Origin of the sequence: Nocardia sp. No.11, assembly GCF_038752175.1 — a bacterium.
GTDB classification, from domain to species: domain Bacteria; phylum Actinomycetota; class Actinomycetes; order Mycobacteriales; family Mycobacteriaceae; genus Nocardia; species Nocardia canadensis.
The window spans coordinates 1-15,421 of sequence record NZ_JBCGFB010000135.1 but is presented as its reverse complement, the minus strand read 5'-3'; the positions used below and the strand labels follow the sequence as shown (position 1 = coordinate 15,421).

The following is a 15,421-nucleotide window of genomic DNA, read 5'->3' as shown; positions in this document are numbered from 1 at the left end:
CCCCGCTCGTCGCGGGCAGCACGCCCGTGGCGTCGGCGATGCGCACCGCGCGGGTCGACGCCGTTGCCGCCGGGACGCGGCTCGGGTGCGAGTTCGACGGCCGTCGGTTCGGCGTCGTGCCGGGCGAGCCGGTAGGCGAGGGTGGGCCTGCCGATGCCGGCGCCGGAGCTGAGAGGGCGTGGACGGGTCGGCGTGGTGACTCTCCGCGAAGGGGCTGACCCATGGTCAGTCCCCGCGCGGTAGATTCTGACCGCCGGTCAGTGAAGGGCGCTAGGATGTCGCGATGACCGACGAGCGGATGCCGGGTACCCGCGAGCGCATCCTGATGGTCGCCCTGGAACTGTTCGGTGCGCACGGATACCACCGCACCACGGTCCGGGCGATCGCCGATCGGCTGGATATCTCCAAAGCTGGTGTGCTCTATCACTTTCCGAGCAAAGACGACATCCTCGCCGGACTCGCCGAGCCGCTGCTCGCCGCTATGGCGGCGGCGGTCGCCGAGGCCGCCCACCCCGATCCGCGCACGGCCCGGCGGCGCGTCCTCGAAGGACTGCTCGACGTCTTCCTCGAACACCGGTATCTGTTGCGGCTCACCGTGAACGACCTGGCCCTCGCCGCGCCGGGCGCGATCTTCGAGCGGTTCCGCGCCACGATGCTGGCCGCGCACCGGCTCGTCGCCGGGCCGAGTCCGGCGCTGGCCGACCGGGTTCGCGCGGCGCAAGCACTGGGCGCGCTCAGCGATCCGGTGGTGGTGTTCACCGCGGAATCACCCGGCGACCTGCGGGCAGAGGTGCTGGCCGGGGTGGAACTGCTCTATCCCGCGGACGCCGGTCGGGTGGTCGCCACGCGCGGGCGCCCGGCGGCGCTGGACGCGGAACGCATCGCCACCGCGCGCCGGATGAGCGCGGTGGAACAGCGCAGCGCCACCGAGATCGCGGCCGCGCTCGGCGTCTCTCGCGCGACGGTGTACCGGCATCTCCAATAGATAATTATGAGACTCTTTGTGAGACAGATGCGACGAGTCGGGGTGAGGGTTGACCACTTAGGTAAGCCTGACCTATGCTCATCTCGGCGTATGGATGAGCCGGTGGTCCCGAGGGCTGCGGTCGACCCCCTCATTCCTGCCGCGGCGGGCTCCGTCCCAGTGACGGGGTCCGCCGCTTCGTCTCCCGGGGTGTCAGCCGCCGAATTCGATGGTGTAGACCGGAACGTATGACCGACAACACCCTGTCTCTGGCCGAGATCACCCCGGAGCTGATGACCAAGGCCAGCGAAGGCACCTTCACCGATCTGATCGGGTTGCGCTACACGGAGGTGAGCCCCGACCGGGTGCGCGGCGAATGGGAGGTGCGCCCGCAGTTGCACCAGCCCGCGGGCATCCAGAACGGCGGCGTCTACTGCACTGTCATCGAGACCCTGGCCAGCGTGGGCGCCGGCGTCTGGTTCGGCGAGCGCGGCTCGGTCGTCGGTGTCAACAACAACACCGACTTCCTGCGCGCGGTCCGCGAGGGCGTCCTCACCGGCGAGGCCACCCCCCTCCACCGCGGCCGCAGCCAGCAGCTGTGGGTCGTGGTGATCACCGACGCCGAGGGCCGCACCGTCGCCCGCGGCCAGGTCCGCCTACAGAATCTCGCCGCCTGACCCCACTCCTTCCGTGGTGACCCGCCACCCCTCGCGGCCGGGCACGTCGACGACCAGCGCCCCGATGTTCCACGCGTCGTCCTCGCCGCGATGGTGGCGGCCCTCGAGCGGCAACCCGGCGATGCGGAGCGCCCCCGCCATGCCCTGCCGCTTGCGCAACCCGTAGCTCTCGGCGAAGACCTGCTCGGCGTTGGTGTGCCGGCCACGGAAGGGATACCGCACGCCCGTGCCCGCGCACTGCGCGAGGAACTGCTTGCGGTCGTAGTCACCCCAGCTCGCCCACGGCCGCGACCCCGAGTCGAACTCGGTTGCCGGCAACCGGCAGGCCTCGGCGAACGTGACACCCCCGTCGACCTGCTCCTGCGTGAGGCCGGTCAGCTCCGTGCAGAACGCGCTCACCGTCGACCGCGCGCGCCGCACGAGAATCCCGTGCCTGCGCACCCGCTTCCGCATCCCGAGATCGACCACGGTGAGTCCGATCTCGATGATCTCGCCGCACTGCCCCGACGGCACCGCGCCCGCCCAGCACGTCGCCTCCGCGTCGACCACATCGAGCAGCCCGGTCCCTTCGTCCATGCCGAGCGACGTCAGGCGCGGGTCGCGCGGCGTGCCACCGATTTCGACCTCGGTGCCGGAGTGCGGGTTCGGGACCGGCCGATGGGAGAGACCGAGCGGTCGGTAATCGTGTCGGGTGGACGGGCGAGGGCGCGTCGGGCGTGTCAGAATGTCGGACACCCGTCCACGATCCGCGAGGAGACCCGATGCGCCTGTCGCCGCACGAGCAGGAACGGCTGCTGCTGAGCTACGCGGCCGAACTCGCCCGCCGCAGGCAGGCGCGGGGACTCAAGCTCAACCACCCCGAGGCGGTCGCCCTGATCACCGATCACGTGCTCGAAGGGGCGCGGGACGGGCGGACCGTGGCCGAGCTGATGTCCTCGGGCCGCTCGGTGCTCACCCGCGACGACGTCATGGACGGGGTGCCGGAGATGATCCACGACGTGCAGGTCGAGGCGACCTTCCCCGACGGCACCAAACTCGTCACCGTGCACCACCCGATCGGATAGGCGAGGTCCATGATTCCCGGTGAATACCTCTGTGCCGAGGGCACGATCGAACTCAACGCGGGCGCGGTGCGCCTCGCGCTCGACGTCGTCAACACCGGCGACCGCCCCGTCCAGGTCGGCAGCCACGTCCATTTCCCGCAGGCCAACGCCGCCTTGGACTTCGACCGCGCGGCCGCCCACGGCCACCGCCTCGACATCCCCGCCGGCACCGCTGTCCGCTTCGAACCCGGTCTGCCACAACGAGTCTCGCTGGTGCCGATCGGCGGCACCCGCGAGGTGTACGGGATCAGCGCCGACCCGCCGGGCCGCCTCGATGCGTGACCACACGACCCCTTCGGGAGAGAACCGATGACCGAACTGAGCCGCGCCCGCTACGCCGAACTGTTCGGGCCGACCACCGGCGACCGTATCCGTCTCGCCGACACCGACCTGATCATCGAGATCACCGAGGACCGCAGCGGCGGACCGGGACTCGCCGGTGAGGAAGCCGTCTTCGGCGGCGGCAAGGTGCTGCGCGAGTCGATGGGTCAGTCCCGGGCAACCCGCGCCGACGGCGCCCCCGACACCGTCATCACCGGCGTGGTGATCATCGACCACTGGGGCATCATCAAGGCCGACGTCGGCATCCGCGACGGCCGCATTTGCGGCATCGGCAAGGCGGGCAACCCCGACACCATGTCGGGCGTGCACCCGGACCTGGTCGTCGGCCCGTCGACGGAGATCATCGCGGGCAACGGCCGCATCCTCACCGCGGGCGCCATCGACTGTCACGTGCACTTCATCTGTCCGCAGCTGCTCGACGAGGCGCTCGGCGGCGGCATCACCACGCTCATCGGCGGCGGCACCGGCCCGGCCGAGGGCTCCAAGGCCACCACCGTCACCCCCGGCTCCTGGCACCTGGCCCGGATGCTGGAAGCGCTGGACCACTGGCCGATGAACATCGTGCTGCTCGGCAAGGGCAACACGGTCAGCCAGGAATCCATGTGGGAGCAGTTGCGCGGCGGCGCTTCGGGTTTCAAGCTGCACGAGGACTGGGGTTCCACGCCCGCCGCGATCGATGCCTGCCTCACCGTCGCCGACGCGGCGGGGGTGCAGGTGGCGCTGCACTCGGACACGTTGAACGAGGCCGGTTTCGTCGAGGACACCCTGGCCGCCATCGCCGGCCGCGGCATCCACGCCTATCACACCGAGGGCGCGGGCGGCGGGCACGCGCCCGACATCATCACCGTCGCCTCGCATCCGAACGTGCTGCCCAGTTCCACCAACCCCACCCGGCCGCACACGGTCAACACCCTCGACGAGCACCTCGACATGCTCATGGTGTGTCACCACCTGAGCTCGTCGATCCCCGAGGATCTGGCCTTCGCCGAATCGCGGATCCGCCCGTCCACCATCGCCGCCGAGGACCTGCTGCACGACCTGGGCGCCATCTCGATGATCGGCTCGGACTCGCAGGCCATGGGCCGCATCGGCGAGGTGGTGATGCGCACCTGGCAGACCGCGCACGTGATGAAGCGCCGCCGCGGCGCCCTGCCCGGCGACGGCGCGGCCGACAACGCCCGCGTGCAGCGCTACATCGCGAAATACACCATCTGCCCGGCGGTCTCGCACGGCCTCGACGACGAGATCGGCTCGGTGGAGGTCGGCAAACTGGCCGATCTGGTGCTGTGGGAGCCCGCCTTCTTCGGTGTCCGCCCGCACGCGGTGCTCAAGGGCGGCATGATCGCCTGGGCCGCGATGGGTGACGCCAACGCCTCCATCCCCACCCCGCAGCCGGTGCTGCCGCGGCCGATGTTCGGCGCCGCGGCGCCCGCCGCGGCGGCCACCTCGCTGCACTTCGTCTCCGAACAGGCCATCGACGACGGTCTCGCGAATCGGCTGGCCGTGCGCCGGAAGCTGGTGCCGGTCAAGAACGTCCGCCGGGTCACCAAGGCCGACATGCCGCGCAACGACGCCATGCCGCGCATCGAGGTGGACCCCGACACCTTCACCGTCCGGGTCGACGGCGAGGTGTGGGCCGAGGACCCGGCCACCGAACTGCCGATGGCCCAGCGCTACTTCCTGTTCTGAGACCGGACACGACAACGGGGCCCGCGCCGTTGCGGGCCCCGTTGCCGTGCGGCGCTCAGTCGAACGAGCAGCCGCCGACCGGCTTGTCCGCAAGCCGGTCGAGCAGGTAGGTCACCGCGTTGTCGGGACCGAAGCCGTCGATCAGTTCCGGACCGAAGTGGTTCGGGATGGTCGTGCCGGGCAGGATCGGCGGCAGTTCGTTGGTGCGGAAGGTGACCGTGGCGCCCTGCCCGCACCAGTCCTCGGCGAGCCGCCGGGCCTGGCCGTAGGGGACGGTGTCGTCGTTGCGACCGCTGGTGATCAGCACCGGGGTGGTCGGCGCGGTGCTGCCCAGGCGCAGTTCCGCCAGTACGGGCGCGGCCTCGGGGATCTCGGCGAGGTGCTCGGTGAGCGAACGCCCGTCCACGGTCAGCGAATTCGTCCGCAGGAACGGGTGATAGGTGATCAGGTCGGCGACGCACGAGTCGCTCAGCGTGGCGAGCATGGCGCGGCCCTGCGGGCTGGTCACCCGGTCGACGGCCTGCTCGAGTTCGGGGTAGCGGGCGAGCATGCCGTTGACGGCGAACCCGATCGCGCCGCCGATCAGCGCGCCGTCGATGCGCTCGAGGATGGCCGACAGGTCGGCGACCGGTCCACCGGCCCAGGTGCCCTTGAGATTCAGCTCCGGCGCGTAGCTGGGCGCCATCTCCGCCGCCGCCGCGGTGGCACCGCCGCCCTGGGAGTATCCCCACAGCACCAGGGGCGTCTCGGGGCCGACCCCGCCGAGCGCGTTCGCGGCACGAGCGCCGTCGAGGATCGCGTGGCCGCTCTCGAACCGGTTGGCGTAGGTGTGGATGCCGGGGGTGCCCAGACCGATGTAGTCGGTGATCAGTACCCGCGCGCCGAGCGCGCTCCACACCGCCGAGGACGGCAGTTCCTGGTTCGCCGAGAGCCCGAGCGGATCGGCGGTCACCGAGACGCCGGTCGAGAACGCCACCGACATCGCGCACCGGTCGCCCTGGCCGGAGGTGCCGGGACCGACGACCACGGTCGGCCGTGGACCGGCGCCCTGCCACGGGTTCTTCGGCTCGATATAGGTGCCGGTGACGGCGACGGGGGAGCCGTCCTGCAACCGGCTGGTGTACATCACGTGCTGGGCCTGGGTCGGCCAGCCCGCCGCGGTCGGCGGCGTCGCGAGGATCGTCATCGGCTGGGTCTTCACGATCGCGCCCGGCGCCTGGGGGATCTGCGCGGGCGGCACGTAGAACGCGCTGACCGGCTCCGCGGCGACCTGCGTGCCGACCACCCCCGACCCGGCCACCGCGGCCAGACAGGCCAGTGCGGTCACCGCCCGGCGCGCCAGCGATCGTGCTTGCTGCATACCACTCCCATCGATGCCACCGCCGCACCGTCGCGACTGTGTCCCCGGCCGCGTCGGAGCGGATTCATGACGCACGTCACGCCGCAGCGGCCGACCGAACGGTAACACTGTTACTGCACGCCGGGAACCCCGGGTCGGGGATGTGTTCCGTCCGGCGGTGCCGGGCGGCGAGCGCATCTGCGGAAGTGGGACATCCGGCTGCTCGCGCGGTCGAGAACAAGCCGAGGGCCGCCGACGGTGGCACACTGGCCCCATGACGGACAACGATTGGGCCGCTGTCGATCGCTATATCGTGGACGCGCTGGTCGGCGGCGACGGCGCGCCCGCATTGGCTGCCAACGCCGAAGCCGGACTGCCCGCGATCGATGTCTCGCCCCCACAGGGCAAGTTCCTGCACCTGCTCGCCCGGTCGACCGGCGCGCGGCGGATCCTCGAGATCGGCACGCTCGGCGGCTACAGCACCGAATGGCTGGCCAGGGCGGTCGGCGACGGCGGCACCGTGGTCACCCTCGAATTCGAGCCGCGCCACGCCAAGGTCGCCCGGGAGAACCTGGACCGGGCCGGAGTCGGGGCCAGGGTGGACATCCGGGTCGGCGCCGCGCTGGACACGCTGCCCGAGGTCGCCGAGGACACGACCGAACCGTTCGACCTGGTGTTCATCGACGCCGACAAGGTCAACAACGCCAACTACGTGCAGTGGGCGCTACGGCTGACCCGTCCCGGCTCGGTGATCATCGTCGACAACGTGGTGCGCCAGGGCGGATTGGCCGACGAGCACTCCGAGGACCCGAACGTGCGCGCGAGCCACGAGCTCGTCGACCTGCTCGCCGCGGAGCCGAGCCTGGACGCGACGGTGCTGCAGACGGTCGGCGCGAAGGGCTGGGACGGCTTCGCCTACGCGGTGGTCAACGGCCCGGTCTCCTGAGCGCCATCCAGGGCGGCCGCGCGGTAGAGTGGGCGGTTCCCCGGTGCGCCGGTGGCGCGCCGTGTGTTTCGGCCGCACGCGCGCCGCGCCGGGGCGGCCACGCCGAATCCGGGGCGGGTTCACCCACCGGCAACGCGCATGGCGACTTCTGGGCGATCGGTATTCATCACGGGTTATCCGCTCTCGATAGCGTGGTGGTACTCGGAAGGAGCCCGGCGTCATGGAATTCCGACACCTCGTTTCGTTCATCACCATCGCCGAAGAGTTGCATTTCGGTCGCGCAGCGCAGCGCCTCCATCTGACCCAACCAAGTCTCAGTGCCCAGCTGCAGAAGCTGGAGAAGTCGCTCGGCGTCCAACTGGTCGCCCGCAACTCCCATGAGGTGCGGCTGACCCCGGCGGGACGGGAGTTCGAACTCCAGGCCCGCCAGATCGTCGCCCAGCTCGACCGTGCCGCCCAGGCGGCCAAGGCGACCGCCGAAGGTCGCGCGGGCAGTCTCAACATCGGCTACAACCTGCCTGCCAGCAGACACGTGCTGCCGGAGGCGCTGACCAGGATGACCGAACGACACCCCGACATCGTGGTGTCGCTGTGGGAGAAGCGGACCGGGCCCCAGCTGGCCGGTCTCGCCGACGGCTCACTCGATCTGGCCCTGGTCTACGGTCACCCCAGTACCGCGGACTTCCGGTATCGCCGCCTGCTGCACCGGGTTCCACTGGTGGCTGTCGTCGGACGACGACATCGGTGGGCGGACCGGCCAGGAGTCCCGTTCGCCGAACTACAGAATCAGGACTGTGTGCTGTTCGCGCGCGAGCAGTGTCCCGCGATGTACGACACGATCCTGCGCTCGGCCGCCGAGACCAGGATCTCGCTCAACGTCACGCATTCGGCCGACGACCCCGGCGCGACCGCGCACATGGTCTCGGTCCGTCCGCTCGTCGGATTCGCCTCGCTACCGCGGGCGATTTCGATGGGAATGGGAGTGGCGGGCAGTAGTTCGGTGGCGGTGAAATTGTTCGACCCGGTGCCGACCCTGGATTTGCACGCGGTGTGGCGTGCCGACGAGCCCAATCCCGCCGTCGCGCTGTTCCTGGAATGCATCGAATCGACACAGCTAGATGATGTCCGGGCATTGTCGGCGTGAACCCGTCGATAGGACATGACTTTCGCGCGGTAGGAACAGCGATGGCGGCGGCGACGGGAATGGTTGCCGCCGTGAAGAATTCAATTCGTGAACACAGTGTCTGTCACCGCGAACGGATTCGTTCCATCCGATACCTCCAGTCTGTATGCGATTGTTTCCGAAGCGGCACGGCGTGACCCCGCGCGCCATTCCCTGTGTGCCGTCGACGGAACCCAGCTGACCACCGGCGACCTCGACACCCGTGTCCGCGCGCTCGCCTCGGCCCTGCTCGACCGAGCGGTGGCCGCGGGCGATCGCGTGGCGGTGCTCGGGCGCACGAGCCTGGAATGGGCACTGCTCGACTGTGCCGCCGTCGCCATCGGCGCGGTGATCGTGCCGGTGTACCCGACCTCCTCACCCGCCCAGATCGAGCACATCCTGCGCGACAGCGGCAGCCGCTTCTTCGCGGCCGAGACCGCCGCCGACGCGGTCCGCCTGACCTCGGCGGGCGCCGACGGCGAGGTGTGGTCGTTCGACGAACTCGGCGCGTGGTCCACCGGCCGAGACGGCGAGCACCCGGAGCTGGACGCCCGGATCGCCGCGGTCGGCGCCGGTGATCTGGCGATGATCGTCTACACCAGCGGCACCACCGGCCTGGCCAAGGGCTGCATGATCAGCCACCGCAACATGTACGTGACGGCCGCGAACACCGCCCGCCAGACCGGCACGCTGTTCGACGGCACCACCGCGCTGGCCCTGCCGCTGTCGCACGTGTTCGGCCAGACCATCCTGTTCGCCTGCCTCTACGGCGGCAGCCGCACCCACCTGCTGCCGGGCGTCCCGGACCTGGTGCCGGCGCTGGCCCGGCTGCGCCCCACCTTCCTGGCGCTGGTTCCCTACGCGCTGGAGAAGATCCGCAAGCACACCCGGGCCCTGCTCACCGAGGAGCAGGAGGCGGCGGCGGTCGAGCGCGGACTCGCCCTGCTGGCCGAGGGCGCGGCGCCGACCGCGACGAACGACGCCGTCTCGGCCGCGTTCGGCGGGCAGCTGCGTTACGTGATCTCCGGCGGCGCGTCGCTCGACGACACCACCGCGGGCTTCTACGCCGGTGTCGGCGTGGTGATCCTGAACTGCTACGGCCTCACCGAGGCGGCCACCGCGGTCACCGTCAGCGCGCCCGAGACCAACCGGGTCGGCACGGTCGGGCGTCCGATTCCCGGTACCGAGGTCGGCATCGGCGCCGACGGCGAGGTATTGGTGCGCGGTCCGCACGTCTCGCCCGGGTACTGGGGCGCGGCGGCCGATCAGCGGCCCGTCGACGAGCAGGGCTGGCTGCACACCGGCGACATCGGCGAGCTCGACGACGGCCACCTGCGAATCACCGGGCGCAAGAAGGAGATCCTGGTGACCTCCGGGGGCAAGAACGTCGCCCCGACCCTGCTCGAGGACCGGGTCCGGCTGCACCCGCTGGTGAGCAACTGCATGCTCGTCGGTGACGGGCGCCCGTTCGTGACCGCGCTGATCACCCTCGACGCCGATCGCGCCGCCAAGTGGCAGATCGACCATCCCGACGCGGAGCCGGCCACCGAGATCCAGGCCGCCGTCGACGACGCCAATTCCCTGGTGTCGCGCGCGGAATCCATTCGCGCGTTCCGTGTCGTCGACGGCGATTTCACCGTCGAGGCCGGGTTGCTCACCTCGTCGCTGAAATTGCGCAGGGCCGCGATCGCCGACGCCTATTCCGCGGAAATAGATCAGCTGTACATGTCGCGCGGGTAACGCGGCGCGAAATTCCCCCAGCCGTCCCGCCGACGATAGCCGGGACCGATCGGCCGATGAATAGCGGTGGCCCGCAGTGGTTTCCGCAATTCATCGGCGACAGACTCGAAATCGGAATTCGACCACCGAAAGTGATCACATCATGTATGACGTCATCGTCGTCGGAACCCGGGTCGCGGGCTCGCCCCTGGCCATGCTGTTGGCCCGTCAGGGCTACCGGGTGCTCGCCGTGGATCGCGCGACCTTTCCCAGCGACACCCCGTCCACGCACTACATCCACCAGGCCGGCCTCGGCTTTCTGAAGTCCTGGGGTCTGCTCGACACCGTCGTGGCCACCGGCTGCCCGCCGATCCGCCACCTCAACTTCACCTACACCGACATCGAGATCCCGGGCATGGCCGATCCGTCGGCCGACGGCATCGACGCCGTGTACTGCCCGCGCCGCACCGTGCTCGACAAGATCCTGGTCGACGCGGCGGGGGAGTCCGGCGCCGAGCTGATCGAGGGCTTCACCGTCACCGGCCTGCTGCGCGACGGCGACCGGGTCGCCGGTATCCGCGGCCGCGTCGGCGAGGGCCCCGAGCAGGAGTTCCGGGCCAGGCTGGTCGTCGGTGCCGACGGCGCGAACTCGATCGTCGCCAAGGAGGTCGGCGCGGCCACCTACGAGGGCTCGCCCGCCGCCTGCTTCGTCTACTACTCCTACTACGAGGGCGTCGACTGGGGCATGCACCACCGCACCGGCTTCGGCGAGCAGCAGTTCGCCTCCTGGCCGACCAACGACGGCCTGGCCCTGGTCGCGGTGATGCGCAAGCGCGACCGCTTCCGCGACTTCCGCACCGATCCCGACGCGGGCCTGCAGGAGATCGTCGACCAGGTCGACCCGGAGATCGGTGCGCGCCTGCGTGATACCGGCAAGCGCGTCGAGCCGTTCCGGCCGATGCTCTACCCGGACAACTACCGTCGCCAGTCCTTCGGCCCCGGCTGGGCCCTGGTCGGCGACGCCGGCTACCACAAGGATCCGTTCACCGGCTGGGGCATCACCGATGCCTTCAAGTACAGCCAGCTGCTGGCCGACCTGGTGCACGAAAGCCTCTCGGGCGCGCGGCCGTTCGAAGAGACCATGCCGGAGTACCAGCGCGAGCGCGACGCCCAGAGCGCCAGCACCTACGAGCTGACCCAGTCGATCTCCGACCTCACCCTGACGCCGTACTACGACTCGGTGTTCCGCGCCGCGAGCCTGAGCCCGCACTACTCGAAGAAGTTCTTCGGTCTGATCGCCGGGCTGTACCCGCCGGACAAGTTCTTCGGCGAGCAGGAGCTGGCCGCGCTCTACGAAGAGGTGAACTTCCCCGTCGCCGACCGGCACGTGGTCAACACCGGAGTCTCGGCATGAACGGTCAGCGCCCGGCGGTGATAGCGCGGCGGCACCAGGCAGGGCACCCGTCGCTGCCGCGGGAGGTGGCGGCGTGATCGCGGNAGAGGTGAACTTCCCCGTCGCCGACCGGCACGTGGTCAACACCGGAGTCTCGGCATGAACGGTCAGCGCCCGGCGGTGATAGCGCGGCGGCACCAGGCAGGGCACCCGTCGCTGCCGCGGGAGGTGGCGGCGTGATCGCGGCCGGCCTGACGGCGCTCGGCGACAGCTTCGTGGAAGGCCGGGGCGACCCGGCCGCGGCGGGCGGCTACCGGGGCTGGGTGTCGCGGCTGGGCGGCCAGCTCGGCCTGCGCCCCGCCACGATTCGCAACTTCGGCACCCACGGCGCCACCACCGGTGATGTCGTCGCGGGTCAGCTCGCGGCGGCGACGAGCGCCCGGGCCGGCCTCTACGGTGTGGTCGTCGGTGTGAACGACCTGGTCAGCGCCTACGACGAGGACCGGTTCGCCGACAATCTGCACACCATCTTCACCACCCTGCGGGCGGGCAGGGCCACCGTGTTCACGGCAACCTACCCCGACATCCCCGCCCGGCTGCCCGTCCCCGACGGCTTCCGCGCCCTGCTGCGTGAGCGTTTCGCCGTCGCCAACGAGGTGCTGGCTCGTGTCACCGCCGACACGGGCACCCTGCTGCTCGACATCGCGGCGCACCCCGACTGGGCCCGGCCGGAGGTGTGGACCGCCGACGGTCTGCACCCCAGTCCGGCGGGTCACCGCCTCTTCGCCGCCACCGCGGCCGAACTGATCTCGTCGACCACCGCCACCACTGTCGCCGCTTGAGTTTCGCGACTGCCCGTTTTCGAGAGGAAATTACGTGACGGACGAACGACGTCTGGCCCGCGACCCGATCGCCATCGTCGGGATGTCGGGTCTGCTGCCCAAGGCACACACCCACCGCGAGTACTGGCAGAACATCATCGACGGCGTCGACTGCACCTCCGAGGTGCCCGCGTCGCGCTGGAGCCTGGACGACTACTACGACGCCGACCGCTCGGCGCCGGACAAGACCTATTCGCGTCGTGGCGCTTTCCTGCCCGACGTCGAGTTCGACCCGCTGGAGTTCGGCATGCCGCCGAACCAGCTCGAGGTCACCAGCACCATGCAGACCCTGAGCCTGGGGGTCGCGCGGGATCTGCTGCTCGACGCGGGCGCGACCGGTTCGTCGTGGTACGACCCGGCCCGCACCGGCGTGGTGCTGGGCACCACCGGCCCGGTGCCGCTGATGCACCCGCTGGCCGCGCGCCTGTCGACCCCGGTGCTCGAGGAGGCGGCCCGCTCGGTCGGCCTGTCCGACAGCGACGTCGCGGAGATCTCGCGCCGGTTCGTGGCCGCGTTCGCGCCGTGGGAGGAGAACTCCTTTCCGGGCCTGCTCGCCAATGTGGTGGCGGGCCGGGTCGCCAACCGGCTCGGCCTCGGCGGCATCAACTGCACCGTCGACGCGGCGTGCGCGGCCTCGCTGGCCGCGATCCGCACCGCGATCGCCGAACTGCAGGACGGTCGCGCCGACATGATGATCACCGGTGGCGTCGACACCGAGAACTCGATCTTCATCTATCTGTGCTTCAGCAAGGTCGGCGCGTTGTCGCCGACCGGCCGGATCAGCCCGTTCTCCGCCGAGGCCGACGGCACCCTGCTCGGCGAGGGCATCACCATGCTGGCGCTGCGCAGGCTCGCCGACGCCCGCCGCGACGGCAACCGGATCTACGCGGTGATCCGCGGTCTCGGGTCCTCCAGCGACGGTCGCGCCAAGAGCATCTACGCCCCGGTCGCCGCCGGCCAGCGGGTGGCGCTGGAGCGCGCCTACGCCGACGCCGAATGCTCGCCCGCCGATGTGGAGCTGATCGAGGCGCACGCCACCGGTACCGCTGTCGGCGACAAGACCGAGCTGACCGCGCTGAAAGGCCTGCTCGCCGACGCGAGTTCGGAGACCGGGTTCGCCGCGCTGGGCAGTGTGAAGTCGCAGATCGGGCACACCAAGGGCGCCGCGGGCACCGCGGGCGTGATGAAGCTGGCCCTCGCCCTGCACCAGAAGATCCTGCCCTCGACGATCAACGTCGACGCGCCCAACAACGAGGTCGACGCCACCCGGACCCCGTTCTACGTCAACACCAGGACCCGGCCGTGGGTGCGCGACCCGCAGCGCCCGGTGCGCCGGGCCGCCGCCTCGGCGATGGGCTTCGGCGGCACCAACTTCCACCTCGTGCTCGAGGAGGCCGACGGCGAGCGCGGCCCGGTGCTGCACCGCGTCCCCCGCGCGCACCTGTGGCACGCGCCGGACGTGGCCGGCCTGATCGACGTGGTGCGCAGCACCCCGGGCACCGACGGCGGCGACATTCCCGCCGACCACGCCCGGATCGGTTTCGTCTCCGTCGACGCCGACACCGCCGCCGATCTGCGCGCGCTGGCCGTCGACGAGATGGTGCGCAATCCCGAAGCGGCGCACTGGGACCACCCCGAGGGCGTCTACTTCCGCGCCGCGGCGCTGCCCGCCCCGAAGGTCGGCGTGCTGTTCGCAGGCCAGGGCAGCCAGTACGTGGACATGGGCCTGGACACCGCGCTCAACAACCCGCCCGTCGGCGCGGCCTTCGACGCCGCCAACGCCGCGTTCGCCGGTGCCGCGCAGCGGATGGGCGCGGTGGTCTTCCCGCCGCCCGCGTTCACCGAACAGGATCGGGCGGACCAGGAATCCGCCCTGCGCCGTACCGCGTTCGCGCAGCCGGCGATCGGCGCGCTCGCCGCGGGCCAGTTCCGGGTGCTGACCGAGTTCGGTCTGCGTGCCCACGGGTACCTCGGCCACAGCTTCGGCGAACTGACCGCGCTGTGGGCCTCGGGCGCGCTGAGCACCGCGGACTTCTTCGCCCTGGCCCGGGCCCGCGGCGAGGCGATGACCGTCGCCGACGACGCCGAGGCGGGCACGATGGTGGCCGTCAACGCACCGCGCGAGGACGTCGCCGCGGTCCTGGCCGAGCTCGACGACGTGTGGATCTGCAACCACAACGCCCCCGATCAGATCGTGGTCGGCGGCGGCGGGGCGGGCATCGCCGCCTTCACCGCGCGCAGTGCCGAGAAGGGCTGGGCCACCCGGGATCTGCCGGTGGCGGCGGCCTTCCACACGCCCTACGTCGCGCACGCTGTCACCGAATTCGGTGCCGCCGTGGCCGAGGTCGACATCACCGAGCCGGACGCGCCGGTCTACGCCGACACCGCGGGCGCGTCCTACGGTGCCGACGTGGCCGCCAACCGGGCGACGCTCACCGCCCAGCTCAGCCAGCCGGTCGAGTTCGTCGACGCGCTGCGCGCCATGCACGCCGACGGATGCACCGTCTTCGTCGAATGCGGTCCCAAGCAGGTCCTCACCTCGCTGGTGCGCCGCACCCTCGGCGACGACGTGATCGCCTTCGCCACCGACACCGGTCCCATCGGCAACGGCGACGTCGCCCTCAAGCGCGCCGCGGTGCGCCTGGCCGTCCTCGGCGTCGAGATCGCCGGCATCAACCGCTACGCCGCCGGCGACGACGCGCGGCCCGCCCCCGCGGGCAACCGGATGACCGTGACCCTGTCGGCCCCGGAATACGTGCCCGACAGCCGCCGGGACGCCTACGCCGCGGCCCTGTCCGACGGCTACCGCGTGCACATCGAGGTGCCCGCATCCCCGCACCAGCCTGTGGTGCCACCGATCGTGGAGGAACAGCTCGTGACCATTCCCGCCCCCGGCCCGTCCGAGTACCGGACGACCGACTCGCTCGACACCGCCCTGGTGCAGCACCTCGACACGCACCGGCAGTACCTGGACGGACAGCTCGACCTGGCCCGCGGCCTGGCGGGCGCGCTGAGCAACGGCACGCTCGACGAGAACACCCTGCGCGCCATCGAAGCGGTGAAGGACCACGGCATCGCGATCAGCGAAAGCCACTCGCGGGCCAGTGATGTGCTCGCCCAGCTGGCCGAGCTCGAGGGCGGTGCGCCGATCTCGGGGACCCGCACCGTCGCCGCCGCCCGGCCCGCGCCGCGGGCGATCACCGCCG

The 15,421-nt window shown here is 70.9% G+C and carries 13 protein-coding genes; 11 read left to right on the top strand and 2 right to left on the bottom strand.

Annotated features, from left to right (window positions below; all coding sequences use genetic code 11):
* Window positions 1-283: 283 nt before the first annotated feature.
* Together V8688_RS27335 and V8688_RS27330 are read left to right on the top strand one after the other, a co-directional pair.
* On the top strand, window positions 284-985 hold the full coding sequence (locus V8688_RS27335; RefSeq protein ID WP_342801997.1) for a TetR family transcriptional regulator: 702 nt from the start codon (window positions 284-286) through the stop codon (window positions 983-985).
* Between the two features lie 272 nt (window positions 986-1,257).
* Window positions 1,258-1,641, top strand: a complete 384-nt coding sequence (locus V8688_RS27330; RefSeq protein ID WP_316575404.1) for a PaaI family thioesterase — start codon at window positions 1,258-1,260, stop codon at window positions 1,639-1,641.
* Here the strand turns inward: V8688_RS27330 and V8688_RS27325 are convergent.
* Window positions 1,621-2,217, bottom strand: coding sequence for a 3'-5' exonuclease (locus V8688_RS27325; RefSeq protein ID WP_342801996.1), 597 nt, complete (start codon window positions 2,215-2,217; stop codon window positions 1,621-1,623). The genes V8688_RS27330 and V8688_RS27325 overlap by 21 nt on opposite strands.
* 185 nt (window positions 2,218-2,402) lie before the next feature.
* On the opposite strand from V8688_RS27325, the gene V8688_RS27320 reads away from it, so the two are divergent.
* Genes V8688_RS27320 through V8688_RS27310 form a run of 3 tightly spaced genes read left to right on the top strand, consistent with a single transcriptional unit; the run spans window position 2,403 to window position 4,775 of the window.
* Window positions 2,403-2,705 (top strand): urease subunit gamma, encoded by a 303-nt coding sequence (locus V8688_RS27320; protein ID WP_218716289.1) that lies wholly within the window; start codon window positions 2,403-2,405, stop codon window positions 2,703-2,705.
* Window positions 2,706-2,714: 9 nt separating this feature from the next.
* Window positions 2,715-3,026, top strand: a complete 312-nt coding sequence (locus V8688_RS27315) for an urease subunit beta (protein WP_342801995.1) — start codon at window positions 2,715-2,717, stop codon at window positions 3,024-3,026.
* 27 nt (window positions 3,027-3,053) lie between these two features.
* Window positions 3,054-4,775, top strand: a complete 1,722-nt coding sequence (locus tag V8688_RS27310; RefSeq protein ID WP_342801994.1) for an urease subunit alpha — start codon at window positions 3,054-3,056, stop codon at window positions 4,773-4,775.
* A 55-nt stretch (window positions 4,776-4,830) separates the two neighbouring features.
* Here the strand turns inward: V8688_RS27310 and V8688_RS27305 are convergent, their stop codons facing one another.
* Window positions 4,831-6,135, bottom strand: coding sequence for a lipase family protein (locus V8688_RS27305; protein WP_342801993.1), 1,305 nt, complete (start codon window positions 6,133-6,135; stop codon window positions 4,831-4,833).
* 253 nt (window positions 6,136-6,388) lie between these two features.
* On the opposite strand from V8688_RS27305, the gene V8688_RS27300 reads away from it, so the two are divergent.
* The 6 genes from V8688_RS27300 to V8688_RS27275 all read left to right on the top strand — a co-directional run.
* Window positions 6,389-7,060, top strand: coding sequence for an O-methyltransferase (locus V8688_RS27300; RefSeq protein ID WP_342801992.1), 672 nt, complete (start codon window positions 6,389-6,391; stop codon window positions 7,058-7,060).
* Between the two features lie 220 nt (window positions 7,061-7,280).
* Window positions 7,281-8,204: a LysR substrate-binding domain-containing protein gene (locus tag V8688_RS27295; RefSeq protein WP_218716284.1), complete on the top strand. Its 924-nt coding sequence runs from the start codon at window positions 7,281-7,283 to the stop codon at window positions 8,202-8,204.
* Between the two features lie 87 nt (window positions 8,205-8,291).
* Window positions 8,292-9,962 (top strand): AMP-dependent synthetase/ligase, encoded by a 1,671-nt coding sequence (locus tag V8688_RS27290; RefSeq protein WP_308248347.1) that lies wholly within the window; start codon window positions 8,292-8,294, stop codon window positions 9,960-9,962.
* A gap of 142 nt (window positions 9,963-10,104) precedes the next feature.
* A complete protein-coding gene (locus tag V8688_RS27285; RefSeq protein ID WP_218716283.1) occupies window positions 10,105-11,355 on the top strand; it encodes an NAD(P)/FAD-dependent oxidoreductase in 1,251 nt (416 codons plus the stop codon).
* A 215-nt stretch (window positions 11,356-11,570) separates the two neighbouring features.
* Window positions 11,571-12,176 carry an SGNH/GDSL hydrolase family protein gene (locus V8688_RS27280; protein WP_218716282.1) on the top strand — a complete coding sequence of 202 codons (606 nt, stop codon included), beginning with the start codon at window positions 11,571-11,573 and terminating at the stop codon, window positions 12,174-12,176.
* A gap of 34 nt (window positions 12,177-12,210) precedes the next feature.
* A partial coding sequence (locus V8688_RS27275) for a beta-ketoacyl synthase N-terminal-like domain-containing protein (RefSeq protein ID WP_342801991.1) occupies window positions 12,211-15,421 on the top strand: 3,211 nt, incomplete at its 3' end.

What these genes read in the sequence shown, in the direction of transcription:
- V8688_RS27335 (WP_342801997.1), top strand. Translation starts at nt 284, where the DNA reads ATGACCGACGAGCGGATGCCGGGTACCCGCGAGCGCATCCTGATGGTC.
- V8688_RS27330 (WP_316575404.1), top strand. Translation starts at nt 1,258, where the DNA reads ATGACCAAGGCCAGCGAAGGCACCTTCACCGATCTGATCGGGTTGCGC.
- V8688_RS27325 (WP_342801996.1), bottom strand. Translation starts at nt 2,217, where the DNA reads ATGGACGAAGGGACCGGGCTGCTCGATGTGGTCGACGCGGAGGCGACG.
- V8688_RS27320 (WP_218716289.1), top strand. Translation starts at nt 2,403, where the DNA reads ATGCGCCTGTCGCCGCACGAGCAGGAACGGCTGCTGCTGAGCTACGCG.
- V8688_RS27315 (WP_342801995.1), top strand. Translation starts at nt 2,715, where the DNA reads ATGATTCCCGGTGAATACCTCTGTGCCGAGGGCACGATCGAACTCAAC.
- V8688_RS27310 (WP_342801994.1), top strand. Translation starts at nt 3,054, where the DNA reads ATGACCGAACTGAGCCGCGCCCGCTACGCCGAACTGTTCGGGCCGACC.
- V8688_RS27305 (WP_342801993.1), bottom strand. Translation starts at nt 6,135, where the DNA reads ATGCAGCAAGCACGATCGCTGGCGCGCCGGGCGGTGACCGCACTGGCC.
- V8688_RS27300 (WP_342801992.1), top strand. Translation starts at nt 6,389, where the DNA reads ATGACGGACAACGATTGGGCCGCTGTCGATCGCTATATCGTGGACGCG.
- V8688_RS27295 (WP_218716284.1), top strand. Translation starts at nt 7,281, where the DNA reads ATGGAATTCCGACACCTCGTTTCGTTCATCACCATCGCCGAAGAGTTG.
- V8688_RS27285 (WP_218716283.1), top strand. Translation starts at nt 10,105, where the DNA reads ATGTATGACGTCATCGTCGTCGGAACCCGGGTCGCGGGCTCGCCCCTG.